Source organism: Bacillus sp. S14(2024), from assembly GCF_050473785.1.
GTDB lineage: Bacteria > Bacillota > Bacilli > Bacillales > Bacillaceae_G > Bacillus_A > Bacillus_A yunxiaonensis.
The window spans coordinates 2650788-2668852 of sequence record NZ_JBFLUP010000006.1 but is presented as its reverse complement, the minus strand read 5'-3'; the positions used below and the strand labels follow the sequence as shown (position 1 = coordinate 2668852).

The 18065-nt window shown below is 34.9% G+C and carries 15 protein-coding genes; 12 read left to right on the top strand and 3 right to left on the bottom strand.

The genetic code is table 11. From position 1 onward, the window contains the following. Window positions 1-238: 238 nt before the first annotated feature. The 9 genes from AB1279_RS13830 to hcp all read left to right on the top strand — a co-directional run bounded on the left by AB1279_RS13830 (window position 239) and on the right by hcp (window position 11658). Window positions 239-796, top strand: coding sequence for a YdcF family protein (locus AB1279_RS13830; protein ID WP_429759356.1), 558 nt, complete (start codon window positions 239-241; stop codon window positions 794-796). A 103-nt stretch (window positions 797-899) separates the two neighbouring features. After that, a complete protein-coding gene (locus AB1279_RS13825; RefSeq protein ID WP_429759355.1) occupies window positions 900-1889 on the top strand; it encodes an ABC transporter ATP-binding protein in 990 nt (329 codons plus the stop codon). Continuing rightward, window positions 1876-3366 carry an ABC transporter permease/substrate-binding protein gene (locus tag AB1279_RS13820; RefSeq protein ID WP_429761403.1) on the top strand — a complete coding sequence of 497 codons (1491 nt, stop codon included), beginning with the start codon at window positions 1876-1878 and terminating at the stop codon, window positions 3364-3366. The genes AB1279_RS13825 and AB1279_RS13820 overlap by 14 nt, the downstream gene beginning before the upstream one ends. 240 nt (window positions 3367-3606) lie before the next feature. After that, window positions 3607-5034: an arginine-ornithine antiporter gene (arcD, locus tag AB1279_RS13815; protein ID WP_336481327.1), complete on the top strand. Its 1428-nt coding sequence runs from the start codon at window positions 3607-3609 to the stop codon at window positions 5032-5034. Between the two features lie 191 nt (window positions 5035-5225). Continuing rightward, entirely contained in the window at window positions 5226-5486 is a 261-nt protein-coding gene (locus AB1279_RS13810) for a LemA domain protein (RefSeq protein ID WP_429759354.1), read from the top strand. Window positions 5487-5569: 83 nt separating this feature from the next. After that, entirely contained in the window at window positions 5570-7384 is a 1815-nt protein-coding gene (locus AB1279_RS13805) for an AAA family ATPase (protein ID WP_429759353.1), read from the top strand. Next, window positions 7374-9224, top strand: coding sequence for a hypothetical protein (locus tag AB1279_RS13800; protein ID WP_429759352.1), 1851 nt, complete (start codon window positions 7374-7376; stop codon window positions 9222-9224). Before AB1279_RS13805 ends, AB1279_RS13800 begins: the two co-directional genes overlap by 11 nt. 444 nt (window positions 9225-9668) lie before the next feature. Beyond that, window positions 9669-10265: a hypothetical protein gene (locus tag AB1279_RS13795; RefSeq protein WP_429750069.1), complete on the top strand. Its 597-nt coding sequence runs from the start codon at window positions 9669-9671 to the stop codon at window positions 10263-10265. A gap of 106 nt (window positions 10266-10371) precedes the next feature. After that, window positions 10372-11658 (top strand): hydroxylamine reductase, encoded by a 1287-nt coding sequence (gene hcp, locus AB1279_RS13790; protein ID WP_429750067.1) that lies wholly within the window; start codon window positions 10372-10374, stop codon window positions 11656-11658. 51 nt (window positions 11659-11709) lie between these two features. Here the strand turns inward: hcp and AB1279_RS13785 are convergent, their stop codons facing one another. Beyond that, on the bottom strand, window positions 11710-12201 hold the full coding sequence (locus AB1279_RS13785) for a chromosome segregation protein (RefSeq protein WP_429750065.1): 492 nt from the start codon (window positions 12199-12201) through the stop codon (window positions 11710-11712). Between the two features lie 358 nt (window positions 12202-12559). On the opposite strand from AB1279_RS13785, the gene AB1279_RS13780 reads away from it, so the two are divergent. After that, the gene (locus tag AB1279_RS13780; RefSeq protein ID WP_429759350.1) at window positions 12560-13915 is read left to right on the top strand and encodes a hemolysin family protein; all 1356 of its coding nucleotides are present in this window, start codon (window positions 12560-12562) and stop codon (window positions 13913-13915) included. A 173-nt stretch (window positions 13916-14088) separates the two neighbouring features. Here the strand turns inward: AB1279_RS13780 and AB1279_RS13775 are convergent, their stop codons facing one another. Next, window positions 14089-14481 (bottom strand): YueI family protein, encoded by a 393-nt coding sequence (locus tag AB1279_RS13775; protein ID WP_429759348.1) that lies wholly within the window; start codon window positions 14479-14481, stop codon window positions 14089-14091. Between the two features lie 176 nt (window positions 14482-14657). Between AB1279_RS13775 and AB1279_RS13770 the strand changes: the two genes are divergently transcribed. Then, window positions 14658-15797: a BA2291 family sporulation histidine kinase gene (locus AB1279_RS13770; RefSeq protein ID WP_429759346.1), complete on the top strand. Its 1140-nt coding sequence runs from the start codon at window positions 14658-14660 to the stop codon at window positions 15795-15797. A 597-nt stretch (window positions 15798-16394) separates the two neighbouring features. On the opposite strand, the gene AB1279_RS13765 is transcribed toward AB1279_RS13770, so the two are convergent. Continuing rightward, window positions 16395-17159, bottom strand: coding sequence for a DUF4397 domain-containing protein (locus tag AB1279_RS13765; RefSeq protein ID WP_429759345.1), 765 nt, complete (start codon window positions 17157-17159; stop codon window positions 16395-16397). 560 nt (window positions 17160-17719) lie between these two features. Between AB1279_RS13765 and AB1279_RS13760 the strand changes: the two genes are divergently transcribed. Beyond that, entirely contained in the window at window positions 17720-17872 is a 153-nt protein-coding gene (locus tag AB1279_RS13760; RefSeq protein ID WP_429750055.1) for a YjcZ family sporulation protein, read from the top strand. Window positions 17873-18065 lie beyond the last annotated feature (193 nt).

The window sequence follows — 18065 nt, the reverse complement described above, 5'->3', positions numbered from 1 at the left end:
ACTTTGCTAAGCAATTCTTTCTGTTACTCCCAGTTGGACAAAAATATCATTATTTTGGTGGTGTTTTTTAACTCATGTGAACATTGTGGAATATCTAAAAAAATGGCGTTCCATGTGGGTAAGAGTTAATAGGAAGAACGTGGGAATTTTTTTGAAATCAAGTGCGAACCACAAGATAAAGTACTTCTGCATAATCCCTTTCTTTTATATAATAAAAGGAAAGGGAGAGAACTGCTATATGAATAAATGGTTTTTATTATTACTGTTGTTATTGCCGCCATTATATGTTGTTTATATAACATATCGCATTAAGAAAATTGCCAATGAAAAAGTAAGCCATACGGCACCGTACGTTTTAATTTTAGGTGCAAAATTATTTGGAGATAAACCATCATTATCACTACAATATCGCTTAGATGCAGCACTAGGTTATTTACAGATACATCCAAAAGTAAAAGTAGTTGTATCTGGTGGGCAAGGAGACGACGAGGATATTCCAGAAGCACATAGTATGTGCCGTTATTTAATGGAAAACGGTATTGAAGAAGAACGAATTTTACTCGAAGATCGTTCTACAAGTACATATGAAAATATAAAGTTTTCTATTGATTTATATGATGTGAAGCATGCTGTTGTAGTAAGCAACACTTATCATTTATACCGAACAAAAATTATTGCAAATCGTTTAGGGATGAGGATGGAATCACTTGCTGCACCAACGCCAAAGCGCTCAAAGAAAAAAGCATATATACGTGAATATGCAGCTATTATGAAAACAATTTTAGTGGATCATTAGAGCTCAATATAGAGCTCTTTTTTTATTTTTAAAAAACAAATCATTTGAAAAGAGCTCGAATTTCCGTGAAAATGGAAGAGAGAATGAAAAAGGAGTTGTGTATGTGATTCAATTTGAACGCGTTTCAAAAACATTTGATGATGGAACGAAGGCAGTAGACTCTCTACAGTTAGAGATTCGTAAAGGGGAATTTTTTGTTTTGATTGGCCCGAGTGGATGCGGGAAAACAACGACAATGAAAATGATTAATCGATTAATTGAAACAACAGAAGGCGACATTTTTATTGATGGAAAGAACATTCGGGATTATAACATTCATGAATTACGATGGGATATTGGCTATGTATTACAACAAATTGCGTTATTTCCGCATATGACAATTTCAGAAAATATTGCGGTTGTACCAGAAATGCGTAAATGGAGTAAAGCGAAAATTCAAAAGCGTGTTGATGAATTATTAGAAATGGTTGGCTTAGATCCTAATATATATAGGGGACGTATGCCAGATGAATTATCTGGCGGTCAAAAGCAGCGTGTTGGTGTTGTGCGGGCACTTGCTGCTAATCCGAAAATTGTTTTAATGGATGAGCCATTTAGTGCACTGGACCCTTTAAGTCGTGAGCAGTTGCAACGTGATTTAGTAGCCTTACAAAGAAAGATTCAAAAAACAATTGTCTTCGTAACACATGATATGCAAGAAGCGTTATCGCTTGGTGATCGCATTTGTATAATGAAAGATGGAAAAGTTGTCCAACTTGATACGCCAGAAGTCATTTTACAAAATCCCGCAAATGCATTTGTAGAAGAATTTATTGGGAAGCCAAGATTATCAACTTGGTATGATAATAGAAAAGTAGACGATAAAGTATCCGTATTGGTACAAGAAGGGAAACGAGTTGATGGTACCCCACTATCGACTGAAGTTACCTTGCAAGATGCTTTACTTCGTTTAAAACATGAAAAAGAAATACCAATCGAACAAAATGGTACATATATTGGTACATTAACAAGTCAACATATCGTTCATAGTCAATCAAATGAAAGAAAGGGGATAGACAGTGTCAGCATTATTACAAACGATGCAAGAGCGTAAACAGGAACTGTTAAGTGCTCTTTTGGAACATTTGCAAATTTCGTTGATTGCTTTATTCTTCGCAGTTCTTATCGCGGTTCCACTTGGAATTTTGTTAACAAGACGAGAACGCATTGCCGAATGGGTTATTGGTACTTCTGCTGTCATGCAAACCATTCCTTCCTTAGCGCTTCTTGGGTTATTAATTCCATTAGTTGGTATCGGAAAGGTTCCAGCTATAATCGCTCTTGTTACTTATGCATTGCTTCCTATTTTAAGAAATACATATACAGGTATTCGCAAACTAGATCCATCGCTTATTGAGGCGGCAAGAGCGATGGGTATGAACGGCTGGAGACGATTATGGAAAGTAGAAATACCACTTGCCTGGCCCTTTATTATGGCAGGGATTCGGACAGCAATGGTACTAATTGTTGGTACAGCGACATTAGCCGCTTTAATTGGAGGCGGGGGATTAGGAAGGCTTATCTTGCTTGGAATTGATCGAAATGATCACGCTCTTATTTTGTTAGGTGCTATTCCAGCTGCACTATTAGCATTGTTCTTTGATGGAGTGCTACGCATGATTGAGCGTGCAGGATATTCATCAAGGCGAATAGTTGTTGCAACAGTTGCTGTAGTTGTAATTATAATCGCACCTTTTCTTTGGAGTACACAGAAGAAAGATATCATAATTGCTGGTAAGCTTGGTTCAGAACCGGAAATTTTAATTCAGATGTATAAACAATTAATTGAACAGGATACCGATTTAAAAGTAGAAACAAAACCAGGTTTTGGAAAAACATCTTTTGTATTTGAAGCATTAAAATCTGGAGAAATTGATATTTATCCGGAATTTTCAGGAACAGCATTATCAACTTTCGTAAAAGAAGAACCAAAAAGTACAGATCGTCAAGAAGTATATGAGCAGGCGCGAAATGGCATGGAGCAGAAATATAATATGAAGCTGTTAAAACCAATGAAATATAACAATACATACGCATTAGCAGTGCCAAAACAAATCGCGGAGCAGTATAACATAAAAACTATTTCTGATTTGAAAAACGTCTCTTCTCATATGAAAGCTGGATTTACACTTGAATTTGCAGATAGAGAAGACGGATATAAAGGAATACAAAAGCTATATAATATACAGTTTCCGAATTTAAAAACAATGGAACCAAAATTGCGTTATAGTGCGGTTCAATCTGGTGATGTAAATGTCATTGATGCCTATTCAACAGACAGTGAATTACAGCAATATGGTCTACAAGTACTAGAAGATGATAGAGGATTATTTCCGCCATATCAAGGAGCACCATTATTACGCGAAGAAACTTTAAAGAAATATCCAGAGATTGAAAAATCACTAAACAAACTTGCTGGAAAAATTACTGATGAAGAAATGCGCAAAATGAATTATGAAGTGAATGTAGAAGGGAAAGCAGCAGAGAACGTAGCACATGAATTTTTACAAAAAGAAGGACTGTTGAAATAGACATAATTTACAAATATAACCTTTGAAAAGTCGTTTATACAAAAATAAACGACTTTTTTTATGCATACTTATACTTTTTTTCGAAAAAGTATTCCATTTTTGTTCGTTTTCTTTTAGAATAAGTAATGTTTTTCTGAAAGAATATAAAATGAAACAGTTCGTCATTTTCAGGGTACGTATTGGATATATAAATGACTCATAATATGAATGCCTGTTAGAACGGAAAGAACACATCAAGAAATTGCAGATGGGGTGATACCAATAGAAAAGAAATTAGGATTTTTTCCATTAATCGCACTTGTAGTAGGAACAATGGTTGGAGGCGGGGCATTTAGTTTACCGCACGATTTAGCAACAGGGGCCAACAGCGGTTCTATTTTAATTGGTTGGTGTATTACAGGGCTAGGAATGATTCCGCTTACCCTTGTATATCAATCGTTGGCATATCGAAAGCCTGAACTTGAGGGTGGTATTTATAGCTACGCACGCGCTGGATTTGGGGAATATATTGGATTTAACAGCGCATGGGGATATTGGATTGCTGGAATTTTAGGCAACGTTGCAACAATTATGATGTTATTTAACACATTAGCATATTTTTTCCCAATTTTTAAAGGCGGTAATAATGTCCCGGCTATCATCGGTGCATCACTCGTATTGTGGACGCTTCATTTTCTTATTTTACTTGGAATTCGTGAAGCCTCTATTTTGAATTTTATTGCGACAATTGGTAAACTTGTTCCAATTGTGCTATTTATTGTAATTATGATTACGGCGTTTCGTTGGGATACATTTACGCATGACTTTTGGGGAAAAGGCACTGTCTCATTATCTTCTGTATTTGGACAAGTGAAGAACACGATGCTCGTTACGCTTTGGGTATTTATTGGTGTAGAAGGAGCGGTCGTTTTATCAGGACGAGCAAAACGTAGTCGTGATGTTGGAAAAGCAACTGTATTTGGTTTACTGCTAGTAATGAGTATTTATATTCTTATTTCTGTTTTATCGCTAGGGGCGATGTCACGAGAGGAACTAGCAGCACTTGAAACGCCGTCAATGGGACATGTACTTGAACATGTCGTTGGTCCATGGGGAGCATTGGTTATTAACTTAGGATTAATCGTTTCTCTTATCGGTACATTAATCGGCTGGTTTTTACTTGTTTCGGAAATTTCTCACGTGGCCGGAAAAGACGGTGTATTTCCAAAGGTATTTACAAAAACGAATAAAAATCATACACCGCATATGGCATTATGGATTTCAAACTGTGTTGCCCAAACAATATTTATTATTGTGTTATTTTCAGCATCCACATATCAAATCATGTATTTTATTGCATCAACATCAATTTTACTTCCATATGTATTTTCAGCACTATATCAGTTGAAATTAGTAATTACAAAGGCATATGAAGGAAACAGATTGAAAGATGGGATACTTGCTATTATGGCATCAGTATATGGTTTCTGGCTTGTGTATGCAGCTGGATTGAAAAACCTATTACTTGTTTCTTTAGTATATGGTATTGGACTTATCGTGTATGTCGCTGCAAGAAAAGAACAAGGAAATCGTTGTTTTACCCGTGCTGAACAATATGTGATGATTGTCATTTTACTCGCAGCATGTGCGTCTATTTACATGTTAGCTACTGGAAAGATTGGAATGTAAATATATCAATCCAAAAAAGGATTTATGCTAAAGTGAGAGCATAAATCCTTTTTTATTGGTGAATTTGGTTTATCTAAAAGGAAATCATTTCTTCTGCGTGATTTCTTATGTATCAACTTTAAAAGAAATAGCAGGGATTTATTCCAATTTACAGAATATTTAGTTTATAAGGTGTGTAGGAGGGGATTGTTATGGAAGAGAAGGAAAAATTGTTGCGTATTGTAGAGTTAGCAAAAGGCGTTCAGAAATTATTAGTGCAAGAATCGTTCTTTAATCGCCATCCCGAACTGCGCGGAGCGGTAGAGAATTTAGCGTGTTCTGTAGAAGTTTTAGCCAATATGCATATACAAGGAGACGAGAATGCAGAAGATACATTACGTTATGTATTAGCAAAAATGAAGATTGCCCACAATGCAATTTTTCAAGAAAAACAAGGTTCTCATTTAACCTGACGATAAGCGTCAGGTTTTTTGTTTCTAGTTTGCTTTTATTGTTCATACAATGATAAAAGCATCGAAAAAAGAAGGTGAGCGAGATGAAACTAGAGAAAGCTCTTCATCCAAGCTTTGTAAAAAGATTACAGCATATGCGTTTTGTTGGGAAATTTGTAGAAGAGCAGAAGGAGAAGAAAGGCTCGTTTTTTGTTGTTTGTCTTTCACCGATTCCAAACATTATTGAAGCTGCTTTTGGAGAACGTTCTTATATATTTGAGGGTTTATATAAAAATAAACAAAATGAAAAATTTTTTGCAACTATAAAAGAAGGAAAACGAGAAAAACAATTGTTGTTATTTCGTCTTTCTTATACAGGAGGCGCTTTATATGTGGAATTAATACGTGCAGAAGAACGTGAAATAGCAAATTCCTATAAAATGATTCCTTCTCCTAAACTATCAGCTCCAAAAGCGAGAGAAGCATTGGAAAGAAAACTTGGAAAAGGATATGTTTCATTTTTGATACCAAAATTCCCGCATGATTTCGGTACGCCAGAGTTGTTATGGTATGAAGGACGGATATATGGGAATATATTTTTGAAGCCTTCGTATAGTGCCATTATGTATCGGGAGCAGAGGAGGGATGTTCGTTACCTTGATGTAGACGATTGGATGCAATATGCCGAGATGAATGTCGAGAATAGTTTGTTTTTTGTTCGAACAGAAGTGTATGAACAGTTAGAAAAACAAGTAAAAGAGAGTGGAAAACAAGTTGAAATTATCGATATAGGTAAACAAGAGAAAGAAAATGAATGGAATGAACGTGAACATTTATTTTTACAGTATGTAAAGCAAATTATCGCAGAAAAAGAATTATATATTGATGAGAGCGATATTTACAATTTTCATATTTGTGTAAAGACAAATCTATTAACAATAGTAGGGGGTATGCCTGGTATTGGAAAGTCACAATTTGTGCAAACCTATGCGGAAGCACTCGGATTAACATTTGGAAAAAATCTTATTTGGATTCCGGTGTCACCATCCTATCAAGAACCTCATGATGTACTCGGTTATCTACATTCAAATGGAACGTATATGGAAAGTGAAACAAAACTTGTACGAACACTTTTAGATGCCGCTGAAAATCCAAATCAATTATATATGATTGTATTTGATGAAATGAATATGTCGTATATTGAGCATTGGTTTACTCCTTTTTTATCTCTCCTGCAGTTAGATCGGAAAAATCGTATTTTATCTTTGTATGCAGCTTGTAATGAAACAGAACAGGATATACCATCACAAATTGAAATTAGTGATAATATCATTTTTATTGGTACAGTTAATTTTGATGAAACAACAAAGGAGCTATCTGACCGTTTATTAGATCGTGTAAACGTTGTATTACTTCAAAAAATTCCATTTTGTGAGATGACCATGGTGGAGCGAAAAACGTTACATCTCCCGTTTACATTTTCTGTTTCCGCATCAGAATTTCGAATGAACTGGGTTCATCGTAAGGCAATGCTCGATGTATTTACAGATGAAGAGTTGGAGTTATTAGATAAAATGCATCAACTGTTATTTCTTCACGATACTTCAAAAGGAATTTCATTTCGCGTTGCGTCAGCAATTGCATCTTATTTAAAAAATATTCCATGTGATGAAGGCCAATCTTTGTTAATAAGTCGTGAAGAAGCATTTGACCTTCAAATAAAACAACGTATTTTAACGAAGTTACGTGGTACAGAAGCAACAATTGGTGCATTGCTTCGTGAAGAGGGAAAAAAAGAGATGTCTCTTGTACAATTGCTGCAATCAGCACTTGCAAATCGTGTATCAACTTTTGAACATTCTCTAATGTATATGAAGCAAAAACGGCGGGAATTGGAGCTGTACGGATATGTTAAATGAGAGTGCGTATGAAACAGAAATTATAGAGACAGGAGAGAGGCTTCCTTTTGTACTGAAAATAATAGTAGGTGCAGAAGAGAAGGGGGAGCATGTTGTATTGAATCAACTTTGTGCTTCGCCAATTTCAATTTCTTCGTGTGTGTACAAAATTCAAGAATTAAAACCGCTACGGTTACATATACAATCACAAAATTCAATAAAGGTTACGTTTATTTGGAATAAAGTATATGAAGGACAAAAGCAACATATGGAATGGAAATATGAACTCCATGGACGGCAACGTACTGCTTTACTGTATGAGCATGGTAAAACAGACTATTTATATCCATGGCGCTGTGGTGTATATCATTTTGAAGTGCAGGTTGGAGAAGAACTATTTTATGGAGCATTTCAAATTGTTCCGAAAAACTTTTTTGATGATCAGCTAGAGTTAATTCAACAATATGTAAAGTCTGTGCTAGGTGGAATTATTTTAGATCGTGGGTATTATAAAAAGACGTTTGTTACGTTTACAGATATTGAAGATTATTCATATATGCGCATGCTCCGTACGCTGCCGCAAAAAATGAAAAAAGTAAAGCAGTTATATTATGAAGTTCAGCAAAAAACAAATTTCGAACAAGAGTATATATGGGAGATGAGAGAGAGAAAGCCGACAAGAAAAAGCATCATTACACGTGAGAAAAAGCCGTATGCAAAATGGTATAATCGCTGCTTTAGGGAGCAAAAGCATTGTAAAGAAAATGGCTATGTAAAATATAAAACGAAGCAATTTTATAACAAGCTATTAGAAATTGATTCATTTTTACGCGAAACGATTCAGAAACTAGAGAGTGAACAACAAACGCGGAGAGAAGAGAAAAAAGCAGTGCATACCATTTTACAAACAATTGAACGAAATGGATCTGTGACCGAACGAGACAAACAAAAATATCGCAACATTCATTTGTTAAAAGACACTGACCTACGTAAAATGGCAATGAAAATTCAAGAGTATAAAGTGCTCTATACAATTTTGCAAAGTACACTCACATATTTTTCATATCTTCTATACACACCGTTTTGGAGAGGGGTTCGGGAAGAAGCCACGCTTACAACGCATTCGCTACCTCCTGTATATCATCAATTATTACATCAGCTTGAATTTTCACCGCATCGCAATGAATTAGAACCATCGTTTTTATTTGTTTATAAGCCGACATTTTTAATCTATGAGTACTATGCGTATTTTACTGTTATTGCAATTCTTCAAGAAATTGGTTTTATTGATTACTTGTCAATCGCAGAGCAAATTCAATCTTATTTTTATTTAGACGGTTTACAAGATGGAACAACAATTGTGTTAGACAATAAAGATTTGCAGTTGCATGTGGCATTTAATGATTTAATTGAAACACATCCGCTTATTGCGCTCAGTAAAAACAGTCATTTTTATAATGGAGAAGACACAAAAAAGCCGGATATCCGTATTGATTGTTATAAAAGAGGAGAAACCGCATACGAATATCAATCATCTATAATTATTGAAGTGAAATATAGTCCGATGTATAACATTTTTCAACCAGTTGGAAATACGAAAGCAACCGAACAGATGTACAAATATTGGTCAATTAAATATGTAGAAGAGCAGAATGGAAAACGATTATTTCATCGCCGTGCGATTTATGAAGTCATATGTGTATATCCAGGGAGCAATATGCATGCGAAAAAAATTGAAGCAGGTTGTGGTGTGTTTTTACAATTGTATCCGTATAAAACGAAAAAGGGAGAAGAGAGGCTGGCAGGGAAAAAAGAACTAGTAAATATTTTTCAGCGTTGGTTAGCGGAGATAAGGAAATAAAGTGAAACTTTTATCCCGCCATTCGCGGGCGTCCTGCGATTCTGGGTGAGCCGCTTCCGCTTTTCTACAGAAGATAGGTAAGGGATAGCTGGTGGCATGCGCCCGATTGGTGAGAGTTTTCTATCAGGGGAGGATGAAACCCCTCCCACTGATGGAAGTTTCATTTTATTAGTGGGGGACTTTATCTTCACTTATTTTTTGCTTCCTCTGAACCTTAAGGTGAGTATATGATTCCCTATATGTAACATGTTTCCTTTTTGTGGATGTTGTCATATTTTTTGTAAATCTTTTATATAAATATAAAAGCAATACAGGAATCATGATTCATATATGGAAACTATAAATAAAGAAATAGTTTTTCTTGCATAGCATGTTTCCTTTTTATATGATAGATGGTGAAAGCGCTAACAAAAAAGTAAAGGGTGATGAGAAAGGCGGTGGAGTATGTTCCAACGTGTTCAAACAAAGGAAGACCATTTTTGGTTCGAACAATTATGGGGAGATTTTTGTGAAGAACGAAACTTAATGTTTGTAGAACGAAATTTAACACCTTCAAGATTTTTATTAGTAGAAGAAAATCATTATATCGGAACTGTCGAATGTATAAGTTATACAACACCTGAGCAATCAAATTCCGAGTTTTTTTACCCGTTTTCTGAAAATGAATATATACAAGGTTTAAAAAACGTGTACGAAATTGGAAAATTAAGTATTGCAAAAACATCTCGCGGTCGTGGACAATTTAAACAACTTGCGACGATTTTATTTATACATGCTTTAGAAGTAAAAGCAGAGTGGTATATTGCGGTTGTAACAAAGCGTATGTATATGTACTTACGTTCATTAGGGTTTCCAATTGAACCAATTGATGATTCGTTCGCTATTAATGATAAACTGCAAGGTGTACCGGTTCGCATTCATGTTATGAAAGGATTAACTCATATGTATTCTTTAAAAGAGTTTCGTGATGTGATTCAAGGAAATGCACATGCACAAGCTTTGATTCAAGAGAACAGTAAAAAAATTATGTTAACAAGATGAATAGTGTCACAAAATTGCATCATTCTATGTGATTATCATCACACCTTCCAATAGCGACTTGTATTACGCTTACATTGTAAAGATTGCTAGAGAGGGGATGGGAATGATGTTTTGTCATCAATGTGAACAAACGCCTACCGGCGGATGTAAAGTAATTGGAGTTTGTGGTAAAGACGAAACAATTGCAAGCTTACAAGATATTATTGTGTTTGCTTTAAAAGGAATTGCTGCATATCGCACCCATGCAGCGCAACTAGGGTACACAGATCCGTTTGTAGATGCAGTAACACATGAAGCTCTATATATGACGTTAACAAATTCAAACTTTAATGAACAAGAACATTTAGATATGGCAATGAAAGTTGGAAAAGCTGCTATTCGCGTGATGGAACTACTTGATAAGGCACATACTGAACATTTTGGAGTGCCGGAACCAGTACAAATTACACAAAATCGTGCCTCTGGAAAAGCGATTATTGTTACAGGGCATAATTTATATGCTCTAGAAGAGTTACTAAAGCAAACAGAAGGAAAAAATATCAATATTTATACACATTCTGAAATGCTGCCAGCACACGGTTATCCGCAGTTGAAAAAATATGCACATTTAAAAGGGAACATCGGAAAGGCTTGGTACGATCAGCGTCGTTTATTCGAAAAATTCCCAGGAGCAATATTAGCAACGACAAATTGTGTTATGCCAATTAAAGGCACATATGCAGATCGCTTCTTTTCCTATGACGTTGCAGGATTAGAAGGGGTACGTAAAATTGAAAATGATGATTTTACACCGCTTATTGAAACGGCATTGAAACTTCCAGATGCACAAATGGAATCAGAAGAACAATTAATAACAGGATTTCATCATGAGACGGTATTATCGCTGGCACCAGAAATTATTGATGCTGTGAACGCTGGTAAAATTCAACGTTTCTTTGTAATTGCTGGCTGTGATGCGCCGGGAAAAGGTGGAGAATATTACCGTGAATTAGCAACATCATTACCAGCAGAAACAGTTATTTTAACGACATCTTGCGGGAAATTTCGTTTTAATGATGTAGATTATGGTGTTGTACCAGAAACGAATATACCGCGTTATATTGATTTGGGGCAATGTAATAATTCGATTTCAACAGTAAAAATTGCAGTAGCTTTAGCAGAAGCGTTCCAATGTGAAATGAATGAGCTGCCAGTCAGTATTGTGCTGTCTTGGTTTGAGCAAAAGGCTGTAGCGATATTACTTGGGTTATTTAGCCTCGGTATTCAAGATATTCGCATTGGTCCAAAAGCGCCGGAATTTATATCACCGGGTGTACTGCAAGTGTTGCAAGATGCATTTCGCTTAAAACTAATTACAACAGCAGAAGAAGATATGAAAGCTATGCTATCATAATAAACAAAGACGATGTTCATGAAGAACATCGTCTTTGTTTATTATGATATATTAAAATCCAAAAATACTTAAAAGCATTTTACGACGCTTAGGTTTTTCCTCCTGTTTTGCTGCTGCTACTTCTGGTGCAATATAAATTGATTCTTTTCGTTTAAGTGCCATTTCCAATTGCTCAATTTTTGCGTGCATTTCTTCCATTTCATTACGGTGTTGTAACAATTGATAATTCACAACATCATCTGCTTTTTCTTGTAATTTTTCTTCTAGTCGATCCAAGCGTAAGGAAATGTCTTTTAATTGTGTTATAAATTGCTGCATTTCATTGGATGGTGCTGCTTGAGCAGCATGATAAGAAGATGATTCATGCTCTTGGTTCGATACAGAGCGTTGAAATTCAAGCATTTGTTGTAAATCTTGTTCATAAAAAACATAGTGTCCAAATTTATTCTTTTTTAATTCTAATCCAATTTGCTGTGCAAGACGGATGACAGCTTTTGGACTTGTACCTAGTTTTTTGGCGATCATCGGCGTTTTATATTCCACAATAACCCCTCCCATACCTTGTTGTTAGAAGGTTTCGTGATAGCTTGTTCGTTCCCTGCATGCTTGACAAAAGAAGTGGGAAATCGGCAAAGAAAGTGCTTATTCACAAAAAAAATTTGTAAGAAAGGAAACATCTCGAAAATGAACAAAAGTTGTCTAATTTCAGCTGTTTATCTTATTTGACGGAGAGTATAAGTTTCGTTATCATAAACGTAAATATCTTTTTTATGTATGCATATAATGTATAAAAGGTGATTGCTAGTGTAGAAACTTGTAAGATTGTTAGAGAAGTCCTTTCTTTAGAATAAAACCATTAGGAGGTGGCTTCCTTACTTACAAAGTGAGTAAGGAAATGTATTTGGACATATTTAGTATAAGTATGGTCATTGTTTTAATTGCCTTAACTGCTTTCTTCGTTGCGTCTGAATATGCAATTGTCAAAGTTAGGAGCTCACGCATCGATTATTTAATTGCAGAAGGAAATAAACGTGCAACGGCTACGAAAACAGTGATTACAAACTTAGACGAGTATTTATCAGCGTGTCAGTTAGGAATTACAGTGACAGCACTCAGCCTTGGATGGTTAGGAGAGCCGGCAGTTACACGTGTGCTTGATCCGATTTTTGCAAGATTGGAAGTGCCTCCCTCGTTGGGATCCGTCTTATCTGTTTCTCTAGCTTTAATGTTTATTACTTTTTTTCACGTCGTAGTAGGTGAGTTAGCTCCAAAAACATTGGCAATTCAAAAGGCAGAAGGAATTAGTTTAGCAGTTGCAAGGCCGCTTATCCTTTTCTATCGACTAGCGTATCCATTTATTTGGACATTAAATGGTTCGGCACGTATTGTTACAAGAATGTTTGGGTTAAAACCAATGCATAAGCATGAGGTAGCACACTCAGAAGAAGAGTTACGTATGCTCGTATCAGAGAGTTATAAAAATGGTGAAATTAATCAATCGGAATATAAATATGTAAATAAGATTTTCGAATTTGATGATCGACTTGCGAAAGAAATTATGGTTCCACGTACAGAGATGGTAATTTTAGAAAAAGAGCAATCTGTTACGGAAGCAATGAAATTGATGTCAAATGAGAAGTATACAAGGTATCCTATCATTGACGGCGATAAAGATCATGTTATTGGTTTTGTGAATTTTAAGGATATTTTTACAGATTTTGTGAAACATGATGGTGCAAATAAAGAAACTGTTGCACAGTATGCTCGTCCGATTATCCAAATTATTGAATCAATTGCTATTCATGATTTGTTTGTGAAAATGCAGCGTGAACGCACACATATGGCAATTTTAGTGGATGAATACGGCGGAACATCTGGGCTTGTAACAGTTGAAGATATATTAGAAGAAATCGTTGGTGACATACAAGATGAATTTGATACGGATGAAAAGCCGGAGATTCAGCGCATTAGCGAAACGAAAATAATTTTAGAAGGAAAAGTACTTGTTAGTGAAGTCAATGCATTATTAGGGCTTTCAATTAACGATGAAGACGTTGATACAATTGGTGGTTGGATTTTAACAGAACATCTTGAAATTGAACAAGGTGATATTGTGGACATTGAAAATTATAAGTTTCGTATTGTTGAGTTAGATGGTCATTACATTAAACAAATCGAAGTGACGAAGCAGATTGCACCGCAGCCTGTAAAAGTAACAGAACAACATGTGTCTCTTCAAGAACAAGTAAGCTCATAACCTTGCCCATATGGTAAGGTTTTTTATTTATCGGAAAATGGGCAAGAAAACCCCATCTTCAAAATGCGCGGGGCATAGCTCAGTTTAAGGTGGGGATGAATTGCCGTCTCATTCGTAAAAGCCTGATTGGTTCAACTAACCTTCTGGGAAAAAAACGTTCCCAGAAGGAAGTTTCACTTTATCTCTTGCTTATAAATCTCATCTTCTACATAAATATGCTCTTTCTCAACCGCTGTATCATGCGCGAGTACAAGGCCGATTGGTGTGTTTGTATCTTTATTTTGTACAATTGTAAACGTTACTTGTTTTTCGTTTGCTAATTTAATGTATTTAGATAAATGTGGGTAAGCGATGCTACCGTTCACATACAATGTTAACCCTTGAGAAGAACCCATACTTTCTTTTACTGCTGTATATACGTTTGTTTGCATCACTTGCCCAATTGTTAATGCGATTTCTACGCGCTCACGCAATGTGCTTAAAAACATATTTCGTTCTTCAGGTTTGTTTTGTTTTTGTCCATGAATGCCTTCTTGAAGATAATCTTCCACATTTTTATTTCCCATTTTTTTCACACCTTTCCTATTTCTATTGTACGAAAGAAATGAAAAGGATGCAAAAATATAATTTCACGTACTATATTTTAAAATTTTATCAACATTAAATAACAAAATGTGACATTACTCTCTTAACGAAATTCGTTTTTTGTGTTAATATTCAAAATATATAGGGTATTTTTCGTATGGAGATGGAGGGAATGGGGGTTTTTCCAATCGATAAGGATATTAGTAAAATGTTTTGTATGTACTTAAAAAAGAATAGTCAACAATTCGTAGAGAACTGGAAAAACAAAATTATTATTTCAGAAAACGATCCGTTTAAAGACGAAATTATTGAAAACGGGGAAAATTTACTAGCATTAATGATGGAACTCATTATGAAAGAGAAAGAAGTTGAACATATTAGGACGTTATGTGAGAAAATCGCCATTGAGCGCGCGGGGGCAGATGCAAATATTGGAGACTTTGTCTATAATGCGAATATAGGGCGAAATGAATTGTTTGAGGCAATGTGTGAATTAGATGTGAGTGCTCGTGAATTGAAACCAATCATGGCAAAAATACATACTTGTTTTGACCGCCTAATCTATTATACAGTTTTGAAATACTCAGAAATTATCTCGAAAAATTTAGAAGAAAAGCAACAATTTATTAACGAAACACATAAAGAGAGATTGACAATTTTGGGACAAATGTCAGCAAGTTTCGTTCATGAGTTTCGCAATCCGCTAACTTCTATTATGGGATTTGTAAAACTGTTACAATCAGATCAACCCCATCTTCCGTACTTAGATATTATTTCGCATGAGCTTGACCAATTAAATTTTAGAATTTCTCAATTTTTACTTGTTTCTAAAAAAGAAATTTGGAATGAAGCAGAGCGGTTTTGGCTGAATGATTTATTTCATGATATTATCCAGTTCTTATATCCGAGCTTAGTGAATGCAAATGTTTCTATTGAGAAAAATCTGCCGTATCCAATACCATTTATCGGGTATCGAAGTGAAGTTAGGCAAGTGTTTTTAAATATTTTAATGAACTCTATTGACGCTCTTGAAGGAGTGGTAGAAAGTAAGAGAATTGTTATTGATGTGTGTGAAGATGAAGAACTAATACATATTTTTATTAAAAATAATGGCCCGATGATTCCGCCAAAAAATATTGAAACAATATTTGAACCATTTGTAACGACAAAAAAGTTAGGAACTGGAATTGGCTTATTTGTTTGTAAGCAAATTGTGGAAAAACATAAAGGATCTATTACATGTAAGTCAACAGAAGAATGGACAGAATTTCATATTTCTTTTGAAAAATCGATATAAAATAAAGTGAAATGTATTATAGTAGAGCTGTGGATAATTGTACCGTTTATTTGTTTCAAGAAATGCAATAGTGCGTTAGTTTGTTAAAGTTAAAAACACACCGTTCAAATAAGAACGGTGTGTTTTTGTTAAAAGGAATGTTGTCATATCAAAATGTGGAGTGTACAAAATGAGTTGATATTTTTTTATGTCAGCTTTATCCCGTTATTCATGGGCAGTAAGACCTTCACCTCAAGATTCAGAGAGAAGCAAGGAAGGTTGGTGGGGGCAACTGCTCGTAAAAGCCCGATTGGTTCAGCTAGCCATCAGTGAGAGGTGAAGAAACTTTCCACTGATGGAAGTTTCACTTTATTTAAGTTTGTCCTTCTTGAATATTGATCCCCATTTGTATAACTAATTGTGCGTGCTTTTTTAAATTTTCTTCAAAATGAGTCATGAGTAACCTACTGGAAATATATGGATTGCTATAAAATTATAAATTAAATTGAATATTTTTTCTATTGTGTTTCCAATATTTGTGAAATGATAAAATAAACAGATTGTACATACTAGAAGTTGCTTTATAAAATTAGAAATGATTATATGTTTTTGAAAAATTTAATTTGTCAAAAACAAACTCTCCAATTTTGGTGATTTATTTGCATAACCAAGTGCAACAATTGTATAAATTTTATTTGCCTCAATTTTCACTTCGGGAATTGTTAATACAACGTTTTTAGTTCCCGTAACTGATACTTCTATATCTGCTACACCGGGACTTACTTGCAAGTAATCTGTTGCCTGTTTAAATGCAACCTTTTCGAACAGTTTTTCTCCATCTTTTAAAGCTACATCTACTTCGGGAGTATCAGGAGATAAATGGACGAATCGTATTTTTGCTTGACCGTATGGTAAAGGTGTATTGTCAATGAGAGGTAACAGTTGAAGTTTATCAACAGTACCAGCTGCCGCAAGAGTATATACATGGTTCCCCATTATGGGAATGAGAGCTGAAAAGATTGGAGTTTCATCACCGGTAGGTATGATATCAATACGGTATTGTCCTTGTATAAGTGAAAGGTATGGACTATGTTGCTTAAACGAAATGTTTTTCACCACTTTTTGTCCATTTATGACAATATCAACAGTGGATGCGTCAGGAGAAGCGTGCAAGATTCGAACATGAGATGGTAACGATTGTTCGCTTGAATGTGGTAGTGATATCCTGCTTTGCTCATAAGCCTGTACAAATTGTTTCATAGCTTTATAGTGTTTCAAATATAATTCCATATATTTTTGTGGATTTATATATTTGTAATAACAGGCAAGTTGCTCATACATTGCAGCTTGCTGCGCATGCTTTTCTACTTCAGACGGATTCATTTATTTTCCCTCCTCTAGTATCATTATTACAACTATATGCATGTACAAATGTCATAAGTACTTGATAACTATTGATGATAAAAAAGTTCTGTTACAATTGATTTTTTATGGTAAATGATAACGAATATTTTTGTACAAAATTAGCATTTGTAACATCAAGTTTTTAGAAATAAATGATTTATGAAAGCTTTAACTGAGATTTTTCTTTTACCGTTATAAATTTTGTCTCTGTATTATCCGGCTATTCTTGGGTAGTAAGGATCCACCTCAAGATTGAGAGAGAGGCGAAGAAGATAGGTGGAGAGATGAGAAAAAACCCACTGATGGAAGTTTCACTTTATCTTTACCAGTAATTTTACATTCTTAAATTAATATATATGTATTATTAGAACAGAAAAATTCAACCATAGTCCTGTAAATATTCATCTTGCAGGAGATGAAACCTCTAGCTAAGCTGGAGATTTTTTTTATTTCTAGGCAAACACACATACAAAATGAGGTTTGTCCTACATATTTTGTCAATGTAAACTATTTTAAATAGATGTAAGGAGTGAAAAACTATGTGGGGTTATGGTGGAGGTTATGGCTGTGGCTACGGCGGTGGATTTGGCTACGGCGGTTATGGCTGTGGAGGCTGTGGTTATGGCTTTGCAATCGTTGTTGTGTTATTTATTTTACTAATTATCATTGGAGCTACTTGCGTGCGCTTCTAGTTATTTAGAAAGAGCGTCATGGTGAACCGATTAATTACATATTAATCGGTTCTTTCTTTTGTAATATCCTTATTTAACCAAAATTCAAAGAGAAAACATCATTTTCACGAACATTAAAGTTAATTTATCTATAAATAATTCGTTAAATTCGTTGACATTCCAAATAGAACATGGTACTTTTAGTAAGGATTTT